At 34.1% G+C, this 17,522-nt stretch carries 11 protein-coding genes and 1 pseudogene; 4 read left to right on the plus strand and 8 right to left on the minus strand.

Features of this window, described 5'->3' with window-relative positions; translation table 11 throughout:
• Positions 1–131: 131 nt before the first annotated feature.
• Genes ACJ5GX_RS02565 through ACJ5GX_RS02575 form a run of 3 tightly spaced genes read left to right on the plus strand, consistent with a single transcriptional unit; the run spans position 132 to position 3,536 of the window.
• Entirely contained in the window at positions 132–1,241 is a 1,110-nt protein-coding gene (locus ACJ5GX_RS02565; RefSeq protein ID WP_052264752.1) for an outer membrane protein assembly factor BamB family protein, read from the plus strand.
• Positions 1,234–2,613: a dihydrolipoyl dehydrogenase gene (gene lpdA, locus ACJ5GX_RS02570; RefSeq protein WP_052264753.1), complete on the plus strand. Its 1,380-nt coding sequence runs from the start codon at positions 1,234–1,236 to the stop codon at positions 2,611–2,613. Before ACJ5GX_RS02565 ends, lpdA begins: the two co-directional genes overlap by 8 nt.
• Positions 2,614–2,615: 2 nt before the next feature.
• Positions 2,616–3,536: a tyrosine-type recombinase/integrase gene (locus tag ACJ5GX_RS02575; RefSeq protein WP_010401376.1), complete on the plus strand. Its 921-nt coding sequence runs from the start codon at positions 2,616–2,618 to the stop codon at positions 3,534–3,536.
• Positions 3,537–4,218: 682 nt separating this feature from the next.
• Here the strand turns inward: ACJ5GX_RS02575 and ACJ5GX_RS02580 are convergent.
• The 3 genes from ACJ5GX_RS02580 to pdhA form a co-directional block, all read right to left on the minus strand.
• Positions 4,219–7,443: an ankyrin repeat domain-containing protein gene (locus tag ACJ5GX_RS02580; RefSeq protein ID WP_495292671.1), complete on the minus strand. Its 3,225-nt coding sequence runs from the start codon at positions 7,441–7,443 to the stop codon at positions 4,219–4,221.
• A gap of 132 nt (positions 7,444–7,575) precedes the next feature.
• Positions 7,576–9,000 carry an Asp-tRNA(Asn)/Glu-tRNA(Gln) amidotransferase subunit GatB gene (gene gatB / locus ACJ5GX_RS02585; RefSeq protein ID WP_052264836.1) on the minus strand — a complete coding sequence of 475 codons (1,425 nt, stop codon included), beginning with the start codon at positions 8,998–9,000 and terminating at the stop codon, positions 7,576–7,578.
• A 205-nt stretch (positions 9,001–9,205) separates the two neighbouring features.
• Positions 9,206–10,186, minus strand: coding sequence for a pyruvate dehydrogenase (acetyl-transferring) E1 component subunit alpha (gene pdhA / locus ACJ5GX_RS02590; RefSeq protein ID WP_052264837.1), 981 nt, complete (start codon positions 10,184–10,186; stop codon positions 9,206–9,208).
• Positions 10,187–10,213: 27 nt separating this feature from the next.
• Here pdhA and ACJ5GX_RS02595 point away from each other — a divergent pair.
• Positions 10,214–10,426, plus strand: a pseudogene (locus ACJ5GX_RS02595) (YqaA family protein); the annotation flags it as partial.
• Between the two features lie 30 nt (positions 10,427–10,456).
• On the opposite strand, the gene ACJ5GX_RS02600 reads toward ACJ5GX_RS02595, so the two are convergent.
• From ACJ5GX_RS02600 to coxB, 5 genes are all read right to left on the minus strand, one after another.
• Positions 10,457–13,390 carry a YhdP family protein gene (locus ACJ5GX_RS02600; RefSeq protein ID WP_495292672.1) on the minus strand — a complete coding sequence of 978 codons (2,934 nt, stop codon included), beginning with the start codon at positions 13,388–13,390 and terminating at the stop codon, positions 10,457–10,459.
• Complete coding sequence (gene rnhA, locus ACJ5GX_RS02605) at positions 13,383–13,820, minus strand: ribonuclease HI (RefSeq protein ID WP_007302764.1); 438 nt, start codon at positions 13,818–13,820, stop codon at positions 13,383–13,385. Before rnhA ends, ACJ5GX_RS02600 begins: the two co-directional genes overlap by 8 nt.
• A gap of 175 nt (positions 13,821–13,995) precedes the next feature.
• Complete coding sequence (locus tag ACJ5GX_RS02610; protein ID WP_052264838.1) at positions 13,996–14,883, minus strand: heme o synthase; 888 nt, start codon at positions 14,881–14,883, stop codon at positions 13,996–13,998.
• A gap of 1 nt (position 14,884) precedes the next feature.
• Positions 14,885–16,435, minus strand: coding sequence for a cytochrome c oxidase subunit I (ctaD, locus tag ACJ5GX_RS02615; protein ID WP_096097191.1), 1,551 nt, complete (start codon positions 16,433–16,435; stop codon positions 14,885–14,887).
• Positions 16,436–16,450: 15 nt separating this feature from the next.
• The gene (coxB, locus tag ACJ5GX_RS02620; RefSeq protein ID WP_007302761.1) at positions 16,451–17,215 is read right to left on the minus strand and encodes a cytochrome c oxidase subunit II; all 765 of its coding nucleotides are present in this window, start codon (positions 17,213–17,215) and stop codon (positions 16,451–16,453) included.
• Positions 17,216–17,522 lie beyond the last annotated feature (307 nt).

The following is a 17,522-nucleotide window of genomic DNA, read 5'->3' on the forward strand; positions in this document are numbered from 1 at the left end:
TTATTACAGTAAGAGAATCTTTACATAATGGTATGACATTACGTTAATGCTTTTGATCCACAATTAAGAACATTTTCGTTGTGATTTACGTTTCTAGTATGTATATTAATGAATCTTGTTTTCACTAAATAATGAAAATAATAATTGTCATGATAATGTTATTGTATAGTAACTATACAATGGCAAGCGAACGAATAAGTTTAGTAGATAAAAAATTATCTCAAGGATATGTAGCTCCAATACTTACAGAAAATAGCGTTATTTTACCAGACAAGCACGGTACCTTATATTCCTTTGATATCGATAACCCAAGAGTTATAAATTGGAAATTATACCTCTCAAGTAGGAAAAAAATTGGTAATATGAGTTTATCGAGCTACAAAGAAAACGTTTTCTTCATAGTGGATAACATTCTACACACAATAGATGCGAAAACAGGAGAGATTCAATGGGAAAAAGAATTAAGAGCTCCGGTAAGAGGGAAAACAGTAGTAATAAACAATAAGTTGGTAGTGTTGACTATTGATAACTATCTGCATGCATTTAGTATAAAAGATGGCAGTTCCATTTGGAATTATCAAAATGGTATAAATGAGGTTCGAGGTTTGTATTCCATCTCACCAGCAGTCTCTAATGATAAAATAATGGCACCATTTTCAAATGGAGAGTTAATAGCTTTTAATGAAGAAGGTAAAAAACTATGGAGCCAAAAATTAGCTACAAATCTTTTAGACACACAGCTTACAGATGTAACTACTACACCTAGAGTACACGATAATATCTTAATAGCTACGAGCAACTCTTATATTTATAGCATTGACGTAAACTCAGGAAATATTTTATGGTCAAGGCCACTACAAGTAAAAAGTATATCAAACATTGAGTCATATTATAGCCCTCTTATTCCTGCAGAGAAACAAAAAGAAGGCGGAAGAATTTTCATGGTGACTAAAGATAATAAGGTAATTGGCATCGACATACAAAGTGGAAAAACAGTTTGGACATCTGATTTTATAGAGAATGTGCAATTGTTTGTTCCAATTATGTATGCCCATACGCTTTGGGTAACAAGTAATAAAGGTTCAATATTTGTTTTTCCTGGATCTGAAAGTACAGGAAGGGTAATTAAAATACCTGGTAATGTGTTTCATGCTCCAGTATTTACCCATGGTAAGATGTATATAACGACTGAAGGAAATGGTGTTTATTCTTTAGAAAATAGGTTTGTTTTTTATGACTGATTATGATTTGATTATTATAGGTGGTGGTCCAGGTGGTTACAAATGCGCTATTGCTGCTGCAAAACTTGGACTCAAAGTTGCTTGTATAGACAAAAATAGCATTTTTGGTGGCACGTGTTTGCGAGTTGGGTGTATACCATCAAAAGCATTACTCCATTCCTCTTATCAGTATGCTAGCGCGAAAAATAATCTATCAAAACTTGGCATAAAAGTTAAGGATGTAAGTCTCGATTTGAGAGAAATGATAGGCTATAAAGACGCTAGAGTTCAGGAGCTTGGAAAAGGCATAGAATATCTGTTTAACCTTTACAAAATTACTAAGATCAATGGACTTGGAAAAATTACTTCTTTTGATCAAGGCAATCTTGAAGTTTCAGTTGAAGGTAAGGTACTGAAGGCAAAAAATATAGTAATTGCAACTGGTTCTGATGTTAGTTCTCTACCAGGAATTGATATTGATGAGAAAAATATCATTTCATCAACTGGTGCATTGTCTTTAACTGAAGTACCAAAAAAACTTGTTGTAATTGGAGCTGGGGCAATAGGGCTTGAAATGTCTTCTGTATGGAGGAGGCTAGGGTCTGAAGTCACTGTAGTAGAATTTTTTGACAGAATCGCTGCAGCAATGGATGGAGAATTAAGTAAGTCTCTACTTTCTAGTCTACAAAAACAAGGAATAAAATTTTTACTTAGAACTAAAGTTGAGGGAATAAAACAAAGTAGTAACTCTTTGAGTGTGAAAGTTTGCTCTGTAAAAGATAATCAAACAAACACTATAGAGGCGGATAAGGTATTGGTGGCAGCAGGGCGCAAACCATGCTCTGAGGGTCTTGAAAAAATAGAAAAAGACAGTCGTGGCTTTATTAAAGTCAACAATAGTTATGAAACCAACGTAAAAGGAATATTTGCTATTGGTGATGTGATTGGTGGAGCAATGCTTGCTCACAAAGCTGAGGAAGAAGGGGTGGCAGTTGCAGAGATACTAGCAAGGCAATTGCCTCACGTTGATTATGAAATCATACCGTCAGTCATTTACACCCACCCTGCAGTTTCTTCAATCGGTAAAACTGAAGAAGAACTAAAAAGTGCTGGTCGAAAGTATAAAGTTGGTAAATGTCAATTTGCTGCAAACGGTAGAGCAAAAGTCACTGACGATGCTGAGGGATTCGTGAAAGTTCTGACTTGTAGCAAAGCAGATACAATACTCGGTGTACATATCATAGGAGCATACGCTGATACGCTAATCAATGAAGCAGCGGTTGCAATGGCATATGGTGCAGCAGCAGAGGATATATACAGAATTTGTCACTCTCATCCTGATATAAATGAAGCCTTTAGGGATGCGTGCATCGATGCTTTCTTTAAAAAGTAACTGTGGACCTCGGTTCAATCATTGAAAAATGGTATGATTGGCTAAAGTACAACAGGTCTTACTCACCAAACACTTTGGAGTCATACATGAGGGACCTCAAGGATCTTATAAGTTTCCTAAATACTCACATTGGTGAAGAAGTAAATGTTGGCTCTTTAGAAAAATTAAGCATACCTGAACTGAGAAGTTGGTTTACCTCTCGTTATGCAAGAGGTGTAAATGCGAGATCTAACACTCGCGCATTGTCAGTAATCAGAAATTTTTTCAAATATATAAAAAACAATTATGAAATAAATAATGAAGCGGTATTTTCTTTATCAAGGCCAATTCAGAGAAGAACTCTACCTAAAGCACTTTCAATATCTAACATAGAAACTCTATTGAAAGAAATGAAATTGCCTGATCTAGGCGAGCCTTGGGTGGTAAAAAGAGAAATTGCAATTGTCGTTCTGCTATATGGTACGGGCTTAAGAATCACTGAAGCACTGAATCTTAAGGTTAGTGATATTAGCAATGAAAGTTTAATAGTAACAGGTAAGGGAGATAAACAAAGGCAGGTATTTATTCTTCCAGTAGTAAAAAAGTGTATACAAAAATATATAAAAGCTTGTCCCCACTTTGACGAAGCGGGACATCTTTTTGTCGGGGTAAGAGGAAAAAAATTGGGAAGAACTTATGTTGCTAATCGTTTGCAAAAAATAAGAAGATTTTTAAACTTACCAGAAATTTTATCTCCACATGCATTTCGCCATAGTTTTGCTACTCATTTGCTTCAGGAAGATATTGACATACGATCAATACAACAGCTGCTTGGCCACTCAAGCCTTGAAACTACTCAAGTTTACACTCACCTAAATTATCAAGATGTCTTCAATATGTATAAAAACTTTCAGAAGAGTTTGAATAAAAAATCGAAATCTTAACTTCGTCTTAAATCGATAATATTGCCGAACTGAGTGCTTGCAACATCATTCAGTACTGTACTTGCTTTATATAAGCAATAGTGACCAGCAGAGAAGAAAGCAAAAACGTTTTGCAAAAGGTTATGAATGAAAGAGAATAGACAGCAGAATTTAAATTAGAAGCTATGTAAAGAAACAAGTCAAGCAAATAGCAAAAGAGCTAGGCTCTGTGTACAAAATGTTAGCAGGTCAAATTAATTGAGGACGGGGATTTGCGACTAAAGTTCATGCACTTGTTGACGTACTGGGAAACCCATTCAAATTTATTTTGACCTCAGGCTAGAGGAACAAAATTACTCAGTTGACTAAAAATGTCTCTAGCTACACTATATGGCTTCTTTAAAATTTTGTTTACAGAGCCTAGAAAGAAAGCTGAGGAAAAGTAGAGGTTACCTTTACATATGAACTACATCTCAACCTGATATTGTCGTTCCTAATATGTTGGATTTCTTGCATAACTCGAATTCAAAAGTTGATGTCATTCCAGCGCGTGACACTGGAATCCAGATATTGGGTTCCAGCTGGGATGACACCTGTTTATGCAAGAAATCTATTGAAAATTGAGTTAAACTAAAAATTCAGTTTGACACACTTTTGTTAAACATTTTTGGGACGTTAAAATAAACAGATAAATAATTTTCTCTTAAGCTACTTCAACACTTTCATCATGGGTTAAAAGCAACTCCACAAGTTCTTGGCAGTTATCAACTGCACAGTCCAGTACTGTATTCCCTAAATTATTTCTAGCGTTAACGTTTGCATTGTGTTTTAGTAGCGTCCTCGTTATATCAACCTTTTGCCTAATAACAGCCAAGTGTAGTGCAGTGTTGCCATCTTTATCCTTAGCATTAATATTAGCACCTTCTCGAATAAGGCATTCTGCAATATTGCAGCTTCCAGATAAAGCAGAGTAGTGTAATAGAGTTCTACTATTTCTATCTCTAGCATTAACATTAGCACCTTTATTGATTAGAAACTCCACTATTCTTAAGTCTCCACTGAAAGTGGCTTTATAGACAACGCGGTGTAACGCTGTTTCGCCATATTCATTCTTGGCATTAACATTAGCACCTTTTTCAATTAGGCACTTCACTACATTTAATTTTCCATTCTCAGCAGCAAAAAATAATGGGCTTCTGTAGTGTTCGTCCCTAGCATCAACATAAGCATCCTCATTAATTAGGTGTTCCACTATACCCAATTCCCCAACGTCAGCAGCTAAATGTAATGGAGTCATACCACAATTGTCTTTAGCGTCAATATTAGCATACCTTTTGATTAGATATTCCACCATATCTAGATCTCCATTTATAGCAGCAATGTGTAATGGAGTCCTGCCATATTCGCCTTTAGCATTAATGTTATTATTTTTAATAATCAGGTATTTTACTATATCCAATTCCCCAGCGTAATAAGCAGCTGAATGCAATGGAGTATTATCATATTTATCTTTAGTATTAGTGCTAGCACCTTTATTGACTAGACATTTCATTACATTCAAATTTCCACTCTTAGCAGCAATATGCAACAAAGTTTGACCGTGATTGTCCTTAACATTAACAATTTTTACCAATTCACCTGGGTAATATTTTTCTATATGTGTTATTATTGCACTAATTGCTTTACAATCACCACTTTCAGCAAGCAAGTGCAAAGGGGTGCTTTTCCTTATAAACAGTGTTCCTCCATATACATAAAATGAGTTAAAGTAAAAGTTATCAATCAACTTACCGTATGTACTTGCGTATCCCCATACAAATGCAATATGGCTCATACTACCTTGTGCTAAACCACCACTGTTTATCAATTCCAAAGCTTTCCTTAGAACTTCCTCTTCTTGTCGGTTCTCTTGTAATTTTAATCTTGTTACTTTTTGTACTAGACTGTGGATATTTAATACACTTTGGTTTTGTTCACCGCCCACCATGGAATATCTCACAAGTAAACGGATGGCTAGCTTTAACTGCTTTTTCTTATAATCACTTACCGAATTTAAGAATATTTCTCTAGCGATTTTATCAGGTGCAAAATAAGCCAAAACATCTAAAATCTCTGAAGCTAATGGTCCATATTGTTCATCACTTCTTACTTTATCCATCGTAACTTCCCAAGCTGTAAAAGTTGTTTTAGTATAGTTATTATCAATTCCTTGAAATATTTTAGACTTAAGCAACTTCTTAGCTTTCTTTTCATACTCTTTTAGGTAATCACTAATTTTAAACTTCTCTATTATTCTCTGATCTTCGATATATGATATTGCTTGTTGTATAGCTAAAGGAAAGCATTGCAACCTTCTTACCAAATTTTCTATCTCCCGATCTTGCGATTTATCTTTTTTTAGTATATTAAATCCTTTTTTAACAAACTCTATAGCGTCTCTTTGTTCCAATTCTCCTAGCTTTATAACGTCTATTCCCTTTTCCAGTTCCTGATCATGCGAGGTAATCAAAATATGAGGCTTGTTAAGATCAGGAGATAAAGAAAATGGCAAAAATTTACTTATCTTTTTGTACTCTTGAACGTTATCGAAAATGAACAGGCTCCTCCTTCTTGCGAAGAAAGCATATACTTCTCTAACAATAGTTTCTATCGTTTTGTCGTTTCCATACTTATCTTTAGGGGAAATACCTAATCTATTTCTAGCTAACCTTAAGAAAGAATCTTTCATAGCTTCAAAGTTTTCAGCGTCTATCCATATAACATTGTCGTCATAATATCTTCTATATTTACAAGCATATTTTCTAGCTAACTGGCTTTTTCCCATCCCCCCAGGACCACTAATAGACGTTATGTATGAAATTACAGCACCTTTGGGATTGCGTTGTAGCGAATCATGTAGCATTCCCAATTCCTCATCTCTTCCTGTAAATAGTCTGACTGGACCTCTTACATCAAACCATACCGCTCCTAAAATTTCCTCTCTTATTTTTTCAAAAAACTCATTTATTTCTTCATGTGATAGAAACTTTCCCTCTCTTGCTTTCATCCAATCCAGAACTTCTACCAGAAAGCGACCATAAACGTTCTTTTTATCGATATTATTAAATTCTTTGCCTAACTCATTCTCAATGATTTCCGCTAGTTTTATCTCGTTAGGTTGATTTACTGCAAATACTAATTTATCAAAAAATTCCCTTATATTCTCTTCTAACTTGCCTTCATTTGTCATTCGCTCAAACTCACGTTGCCATACCTGATTTCTTTCCAATTTTCTTTTTGAGTTTTGATCTGATTTACCTTGAAGTTCTTTTATCTCCTTTTCCAATTCTTCTATTGCTTCTTTTACAGCACTCTTAAATGCCGGTTGCACTATTGAAATCATGTTATCGTGAGTACAAGAGAACTTGTATCTCGTACCGCCGTATTTAAAAAAAATATCACTAGTGCTTATTACTTCAACTGCAATTTCTATTCCTTTGTTTGGTCCCGAAGTTTTTGCTTTCAACTTTTTTATTGTATTTTGTGTTGTACTTTGAGCTAGATCGAAACCGATATTAGTACAGATAGTAAAGTCCTTTAGGTCACCATCTGCAAAATCTGGATTAATTTTAATCTTTAGATAGGAAACAAAATATTTTGGAACGCTAAATTCACCACTTTTATTTTTTGAAAGCAATTTACCTATACCGATTTTTTCGCATTCATTTTGCTTGTGTTTGTTTTGTATAAACCTATGTACTATTTTTTCATTTTTCCTATCCTGAAAAACAATATCATCAAAACCCGTAGCTGATTCCATTTCTGTAGCTAAACGGAAAGAATATCCAACATCTACTGCACGTTTGAGAAGCAGCATTACCCACTTTAGTTGGTAGATATCACCATGAAGAGACCGCTTTCTTCCCCAAGCAGGATAAGTTTCAGGCATCCTCAACCTCACATAATTTTAAAAACAGTACCAACAAATGGTAAAAAAGTTATATGTCATGATATACAGATATCGTAACAAAGACCTTGGAATATCTACGAGATGTGCTGTTATGTAAATAAAAAAATGTGACTAATTACTTAATCTCTCACTCAAAATTGAATTCACCACATCAGGGCTGGCTTTTCCCTTAGTGGATTTCATAACTTCGCCAACAAAGAATCCGTATAATCTTGTTTTACCGCTTTTATATTCTTGAACTTTATCTTGGTTGTTATTGACGATTGTGTCGATAATTTCCGATATTTGATCTCTATCGGTTATTTGCTTGAGGTCCTGTTCTTCTATAATCAAAGACGCAGGTTTGCCAGTTTCAAACATAATATCAAAAACTTGTTTGCCAAGTTTAGCAGAGATCGTTCCATCGACGATAAAATCTAAGAGTTCTGACAAAGCATTTGCTTTAATTGGGGAGCTAACAATATCAATATTTGCTTTGTTTAAACGACCGAAAAGCTCGACGGTTAACCAGGTAACTGCAATCTTTGAATCATGCTTTTTTGCTAATTTTTCAAAATAATCGGCAATTTCTTTATCAGAAGTGATAACGTCTGCATCATATTCATTGATACCTAATTCCTCTATGTATCGAAGTTTTTTTTGATCTGGCAACTCGGGTAAAGATGATTTAATAGAATCAATTTTGTCTTGGCTTATTTCAACAGGTAGCAAATCAGGTTCAGGGAAATATCTATAGTCACTTGAATCTTCTTTGCTTCTCATCACTTTTGTTTTTCCTAAAGTGACATCAAACAATAAGGTATCTTGACTTATTTCTCCTCCGCTTTCCAAAATTTTGATCTGCCTTTGTGCTTCATAATCTATAGCTTGTACAATATAACGTATTGAATTTAAGTTTTTTATTTCACAACGAGTGCCAAATGTGCTACTGCCCTTTGGGCGAACAGAAACATTTGCATCACAGCGAAGTGACCCCTTTTCCATATCACCATCACATGAACCGATGTAACGCAAAATCTGCCTCAATTTTTTCATGAATTCTGCAGCTTCTGCAGATGAACGAAGATCTGGCTCTGAAACAATTTCCATTAAAGCAACACCTGCACGATTTAAATCTATGTAAGTTTTGCTTTCTTCATGAATACTCTTTCCTGCATCTTGCTCTAAGTGAATTCTTGCGATTCTTATTTCTTTTTCATTATTTTTGATAAAAACTTTGCCATTTTTAACTATTGGCTCAAAGAACTGGGTTATTTGATAACCTTGTGGTAAATCGGGATAAAAATAATTTTTCCGGTCAAAGTAAGAGCATTTATTAATTTCTGCAGAAATTGCAAGTCCGGTGCATATTGCTTGCTCTATGCAGCTATAATTTAATACTGGTAGTGTACCTGGCATTGCTGCATCAACTAGAGAAACTTGAGTATTGTGCTCAGTGCCAAATTCCGTTAGTGAACTAGAAAATAGCTTTGTCTTAGAAGAAACCTGAGCGTGTACCTCAAGTCCAATTACTGTCTCCCAGTTTTCTTTTGTCATGTATTTTATTCAATTAATAACTTTATATTCTGCAAACTAGCACAAAAAGTCAAATAAAACTCATTTAACCTATGATCCAAGAGCGGTGTATATCAATAATATAAGAGTTACTACAGTTTCTATTGACTAGGCTGTTATATAATAAAGTTAAGTGCTGCCAAAAAATATCTATAGTAGGCCAAAACATAATTTTGATGGCAACTGATTAGCTAACAAATTTATAAACATCAGTATATAGTTCATCAATGCCTGGCTCTTTACTATTTTTAGCAAAATCTTCTGACTTTTTTACTAAATCTCGTATTTCCTTATCAATAGCTTTGCATTCTTCATCAGAAGCGATTTTATTGTCTGTTATATACTGCTTTAGGGTGCTTATAGGATCATGATTTTGCTTCATATCTTCAACTTCTTCTTTTGAGCGATAAGTAGCAGGATCTGACATCGAATGGCCACGATATCTATATGTCTTCATTTCAAGCAAGAGAGGTCCTTTTCCCCCACGTACGTGCTCAGCTATTTCACTTGTTACCTCATAGACAGAGAAAAAATCCATTCCATCAACTTGTTTTCCAGGAATACCAAAACTCTCTCCTCTTTTATATAGTTCAGTTACTAAAGTTGATCTTTGCACAGAAGTTCCCATTGCGTATTCGTTATTTTCTATGATATAAACCACAGGTAACTTCCACAAAGATGCCATATTAAATGATTCATATACTTGTCCTTGATTTGCAGCACCGTCACCAAAATATGTGAATACAACGTTATCTTTTTTCTTGTATTTATTAGCAAATGCTATTCCTGTACCAATTGGGACTTGTGCACCTACTATTCCATGTCCACCAAAGAAATTTTTTTCAACATCAAATATGTGCATGGAGCCACCTTTACCTTTTGAACACCCTGTTTCTTTGCCGTTTAGTTCTGCCATCACAACATTTGGATCAGAATTACATGCAAGCATTAAGCCATGGTCTCTATAGCTTGTGATAAAAGCATCACCAGGTTTTGATGCAGCTTGAGTCCCAACTGCAACTGCTTCTTGCCCTATTGATAAGTGACAGAATCCGCCTATTAATCCCATTCCGTATAATTGTCCTGCTTTTTCCTCAAATCTGCGTATTAGAAGCATTTTTCTGTAGAACCCAATCACTTGCTCTTTAGTGAAATTTCCTGCTTTCATATTGACTTTCTTTTATTAAACTGAGATCGATCACATCACAAATTAGAGAATGAAGACAAAACACCAAAAATTGTAAGGCACCTACTGATTTGTGCAGTTGCATTGCTTTCGTGGGTACCAGCACTTGGAAGTGTGACTCAGATTTTATCCGGTTACTTCAAGTTAAACCTTTATATTCTTGTTCCCTTAATTATTTTATCTAACTTCCTCTGTTTGTTGTATCTAACGTTTACCATCTAACTAAACATCAATAAACAACTTTTCTTCTGGTCATATTGAGCTAAATTTCTTCTTCAAACTACCTTTTAAAATGCTTTTATTACTTTTTGTCATAATACGATCAAATACTCCTAATAACCTCTTAAGTAAGCTTGGGGTTAGCGAAGAGATAGGATTAACAGATACGTTGTTGTTTTTATCATCACCATTTGCTTTGTAGTCTATTGAAATAATCCCCCTACTCTTTCCACCAGTCAGAAGTTTTCCGATTATAGGGATTTTCAACAAAGATTTGTTAATTGAGTATGCCGGTATTACTTGTCCTTCAACCTGGAATTTATAACCCTTAATATCGAGCGTACCACTAGTGCTAATGCCTAGTTCCGCTCCTTCAAGCCAAGATTCTTCAATTTCAACAGTGCCATCTTTATATGAAAAAGGTGCATTACACTTATAAAAATGTACACCTTCGTTCTTTATAGCATTTACAATACCAGGCAGTGAAGACATTGATAATAAAGTGGTAAGCAGTGGAGCATCTTTGATATAGAAATTGCTGATAGATAACATACCATAATGTTCTCCATTTTCTCTCTTAGAAGATAGATAAAGAGATAATTTGCCATTTTTAACTGATTTATCAATACCTAAAGAACGCAAAAGCATACCTGAATTATCCGAATATATTTCAAGCCCTATTTCACTATGTTCTACTAGTATATTACTGTTATCTTCTAAAAACTGTCCTGTGAATTGACTTCCACTACAATCACCTTTAGCACAAGTTACATTTAGCTTAGCATCTTTTATGATAATTCCTTCTTTCATAATTATATTATCAACATTCATAGTAACTTCTATTTTGTTATTTAATCGATTACTATCTTTGCCAAGTAAACCTAACACATCACTTAAGTTGATTTTCTCACCGTGAATAGTTATGGCATTTTTCTCCTTACCTGATTCAATTTCTATACTAAAATTATTATCAGGTAATTTAAAGTTGCTAGAATTTAAATATAGATTTCCATTTTCTACTCTTCCGCTAAATTTTATGTCTAGATCATTTCCTACAACATCTAGTTTATCTATTAGTAACTTACCTACTCCTTTTAGCCTTGTAGAAAATAAAACTTCATTGTGATCTTCAAAATGGTTTTTCCACCCTAAGTAGCTTGAACGCAACTCGAGCTCTGATAAATCTATATTACCATTAATATACCCTGTTTTGTCTTGATACATTACTGACTCTATATTTGCATTGATATAGCCATCACCGAAATTAAGTATTTGAGCAGGCAAATCTCCAGTCAAACTCCAGGCAAAATTTTCATTTTTATTGCTACTTTTGAGGTCAAATAGCAGCTGTGTATTATTTACCATACCACTGCCATTTAAATCAATAAAATCTCCGCCGAAATCAAGCTTAATCTCATATTTACCAAGACTGCCATTATACGCGACAAAATTATCAATTTCAGAATGAAATTTGGCTAAAAAATCTACTTTTTTATCATCAGCATTTAAATTAAAAATGTGAAAACTGAATACAGATTTTGCTATTCCACCTATACTGTCCCTTGTAATCTTCATCATATCATCCAGCTTAAATTTTATAGGTTCATATAACCCATAAGCATCACTTACAGCCTGACCATTAATTGTGAGAACAGAATCCTCTTTATTAAGAGATTGCATCTCAATTTCGCCACCATCAATATTGAAATTCTGGAACTTAGCGCTATTTACAATAATTTTGAGATTGTTATCCTTGAGGGTTAACTCACCGTTCAAGTTCTCTACTCGTTCAAAATCCTCATCAAATTGAACGCTGCCATTTTCTATATCAGCAACAATTACAATACCTGACAGATCATCATTTATTAAACTATCGATTTTACCGTTAAAACTTATAATTGTATTTATAATATTCCCATCAATATTATTACAATACCACTTTCTAAATTCATTGTTCACTAGACCATCTGGTACATAAGTACATAAATCTTTTGCAACAAGTTTACTAATATTAACTCTAAGCAAAGCATGATTTGTGCCAAAGTTCATTTTACCAATCAAAGAAAGGTAAGTATCATTTAACTTAAAATGAAAGTTTTTTATGCTAATGATTTCATCACTATATGTCAAATTTACATTTACATTAGTCAAGGCTAAGTTTTTACCTGAGTGACTCTCTGTATTTAACACGTATATGTTTCCGTCCACAACTTCATCCTTTCCATTAATTCTAATTGAAAAGTTTCCTTTGAATCCTATTTCTTTGTCCAAATTGTAACTTTTAACTAGTGTGGAAAATTCGTTAAATAGCCCCAACTTTAGGTTATAGAATGTTCCATAGAAATTTAGTAAATTATTACGGTTTTTTATCGTAATGGATAAATCATCTAGAAACCCTTTACCTTCTTTTGTATGGACACGAATATCCAAAACATTGAAATCTTCCCCCTTCCCTACATATACTTTATCAATAAAAAATTCACCTTCCATGCTTTTATTGATAGCAATGTTAGTAATTTTAATCCTTGAGTCTGCATTGAAGTAGAAAAAAAATTTTCTTATTGTCTTTAGCAGATTTTTTGTACTACTCATCTTCTCTGTCATTACAGATGTTATCTCTTTGCTCTCCTCCCTCTTGATATATATGTGTACATTATCAGCTAAAACCTGAGAGAACTTTTTGGAACTTAACTTAAAGTGTACGAAAAGCTCAGGAACTTCTATTGTAAAATCAGGATTTGTTATTTTTAAATCTGTAATGACTAGCTTGCCATCTTGATGCCAAATAACCGAAGTACTCTCCATGCTGACATCCGAATTGGTAAATATCTTTAATATTTTTTTCTTTATATAAAAATTAATATAACTAATATTGATTTCTAGAGGTCCCTCACCTTTAAAAAAGATAAAGAAGCAGGATATAAATAATAAAATTATAGAAAATGATATAGTAATTTTTTTAAGCATTGATTATTGCTTTTCTTGCTAGAATATCAGCTTCCTCATTGTATTTGTCACCATTATGCGCTTTCACCCAATTCCAATTAATTTCGTGTTGCAAAGCAGCATTATCTAATTCTTTCCATAATTCTATATTTTTTACTGACTTCTTATTACTTGTCTTCCAGCCGTTCATTTTCCACTTATTTATCCATTCTGTTATACCGTATTTAATATAGAGGCTATCCGTATACAAACTGATATTACAAGGAAATTTTAATACCTTCAGTCCATTGATCACTGCTGTTAACTCCATTTTATTATTTGTAGTATTTTCTTCTCTACCACAGATGTTCTTTCTATGATTTTGAAATAATATGATTGCTGCCCACCCTCCTGTCCCTGGGTTACCAGAGCATGCTCCATCTGTGTATATTGTCACTTCCTTTTTCTTCATCTTTAACTGTAGTGAATTAATAAAGTATATCGTTGCTTCTATAAAATCACAATTTTTATAGATATAGAGGCAATTTAAGCCGCACCTTTAAATTTTATTATGGAAATAAAAAAAAGTGCTACAACGAGCATTATTAGAAGAGAAAGTAAAAGATAGTTTTTATGTTCTTTCATGGTTAAAACAAATCAATAGAGCAGTAAATAACGCTGGCAAACAGAGAAAATAGATAAGAAATCGAATAAGAAAACATTTTTTTCTGCGAGCTATGACTCTTAAGCCTTATAACGGATGCAGCAAACCAAATAAAAACACACCCTTCAATAATTGCCATACTGAGGTAAAATAGAGCCTTTTTCAAAAATAGTGCTGGGAGTAAGCTAGTTAATACGAGTAACACGCTATAGATTAATATATATTTCCTCGTTTTTTCTGGACCATAAACGATATTGAACATTGGAATCGATGCTTTTGTATAATCTTCAGATCTATTTAAGGATAGAGCCCAAAAATGTGGTGGAGTCCACATAAAAATTATTAAAAATAGAATACAACTTTCCCAGCTTACAGAGTCAGTTACAACCGCCCAGCCAATCATTGGAGGAAAAGCACCTGCTGCACCACCAATAACAATATTCTGCGGAGTACGCCTTTTGAGCCAAATTGTATACACAAAAACATAAAATAATATGCTAATTGCAAGCAAAGCAGCAGAAACATAGTTCACTGCTATTGCCATGATAAATACTGACAATATTCCAAGAGTTATGCCAAATTCAAGCGCGCTTTCTGCAGAAACTCTACCTGAAGGTATAGGGCGGTTTTTTGTTCTCTCCATAAGCAAGTCTATATCTCTGTCATACCACATATTTATTGCACCTGCAGATCCTGAACCAAGAGCAATGCACATAAGAGATATTAGTGCAAGGAAAGGATGAATGCTACCTGGTGCAGCAACTATTCCAGCAATTGCAGTAAACACTACAAGGTACATTATCCTTGGCTTTAGCAAATGCCAAAAATCCAGTATTGTTGATTCAACATTTAGCAAAACACTTGTGTACATTCTATTTTATCACTGGTGGTTTTTCAAAAGTATGAAAAGGCGGTGGTGAAGATACCGTCCATTCTAAAGTGTCACCTTCCCAAGGATTATCTCCAGTTTTTTTGCCCCACTTAAAGAGATGTATAACTATAAATACAAAAAACATAACTGAAAGAAAGGACATATATGAGCCAATTGAGGATATATAATTCCAAGGGATAAACGCGTCGGGATAATCAGGTATACGCCTTGGCATGCCGGCTAATCCCAGGAAATGCTGAGGTAAGAAAGTGACATTGGTGCTAATAAAAGTGAGCCAAAAGTGTATCTTTCCTAAACACTCGTTATATTGCTTACCTGACATTTTGCCTATCCAATAATAAAAACCGGCGAAAGCTCCAAATAATGCAGCAAGCGACATGACATAGTGAAAGTGAGCAACGACATAATAGGTATCGTGCAAAAGCTTATCTATTCCACCGTGAGAAAGAATTATTCCGGTTATACCACCTCCAACAAACATGAAAATAAAACCTAATGCAAACAGCATTGGTGTCTTCAATTCAATCGCTCCACCCCACATAGTTGCAATCCAACTAAAGACTTTTACACCAGTTATAACACCAATGAAAATTGTGCTAGTGCTAAAAAATATAGCAGCATCCTCGCTAAGCCCAACAGTAAACATATGGTGAGCCCAAACCATGAAGCCAAACGTTGCTATTCCTATCATGGCATAAACCATTCCCATATAACCAAATACTGGCCTATGAGAAAAAGTTGACACAATCTGACTGATGATACCAAATGCAGGAAAAATAATTATGTAAACTTCTGGATGACCAAAAAACCAAAACAGATGTTGAAATAACACAGGATCACCACCACCAGCAGGATCAAAAAAGGAGGTACCTATATTACGATCAGTGAGCAGCATAGTTATAGCACCAGCAAGTACCGGTAAGGCAACAATTAACATAAATGACGTGAGTAAAATAGACCAAACAAATAGTGGTATCTTAGTTAGTGACATACCTTTTGCACGCATATTGAATATGGTAACTATAAAGTTGATCGCCCCAACAATTGATGACATACCAGCAACATGAAGTGCAAGTATAGCAAGATCAACTCCTGCACTTGGGTGAGACATGATTTGCGATAGAGGTGGGTATAAAGTCCATCCTGTTCCAGGACCTTCGCCAGCAAATACCGAGAGGATAAGCAAAATAAAAGATGAAACTAACAACCAAAAACTTAAATTATTCATACGAGGAAATGCCATATCTGGTGCACCAATCATGAGAGGTACGAACCAATTACCAAATCCTCCCATTAAGGCTGGCATTATCATAAAAAACACCATTATTACCGCATGCCCTGTAATCATTACGTTATATAGCTGGTAATTATTGTTAAGTATATTAATGTGCATTAGCTGAGTACGAATAATTACCGATAATAATCCACCAATAATTCCAGCTAATATGGAAAAAATAATGTATAGTGTCCCTATATCTTTGTGATTAGTAGAAAACAGCCAACGTCTTATACCTTTTGGTACATCACTCATATCTATACTCCAAACTTAACTTACTAATTTTTTATCTTCAATCCACTTATTAAAATCTTCTTTACTCACTGCTTCAACAACAATTGGCATAAATCCATGACCTTGACCACATAGTTCATAACATTGCCCATAATAAATACCGGGCTTTGTAACGTTAAACCATGCTTCATTCAGCCTACCTGGTATTGCATCAATTTTTATACCAAAAGCAGGTATTCCCCAGCTATGTATTACATCTCCTGCTGTCACTTGTAAACGAATATTAGTATTGATAGGTAAAATAACGTTATTATCAACAGAGAATAGTTTTAAATCTCTTTCGGTAAGGTCTTCTTTTCCTTTTATATAGCTGTCAAATGAAATACCTTGATATTCTGGGTACTTGTAACTCCAATACCATTGATGACCAATAACTTTTAGTGTTATGTCAGCTTTTGGCACTTTCTCCTGTAGTTTAATTAATTCAGCATTTTTAAAAGCCAATACCCCAACAATAATCGTTGGTATAACAAACCAGATAATTTCTACAAAGATATTATGAGTTATTTTACTGACATTTTTCACTTTGCCCTTACGAAAGCGAAATACTACATAAGCAAGCAGGGCCCATACAAAAAGCATAATTGCAATCATTACACTCATCACAAACGAATGTGACTTAACTACAACCTCCATTATCTCAGTTGCAGGCGCAGGAAATCCAAATTGCCAAGAAGTAGGAGCAGAAGCAATTGATATATTTGAGTAAAACATTATCAATAATGCAAGTAACTTCACCATATTTTTTGCTGTAAAACTAACTGTATAATAATATATATACAATTACTATGCAAACAGAGATTATAGAATTTACACAAGTGTTTTGCTAAATATTGAATCAAAAGTAAATGATGATTAATGTTTTTTTAGCATTTAATAAATATAATAATACGATACTAACTTGAGGAAAAAGCATTTACATGAATCTATTTTAAGTTAAAATATTATAATATTTTAAGTTAAGTATTTACTTTAAGGAAGTTCTATAATAAGTTTAATAGTGTCTGTTACTGCTTTTAGGTGTGAGGCTAGAGGGTTATTAGCAATA

The organism is Wolbachia endosymbiont of Tuta absoluta, assembly GCF_059414725.1.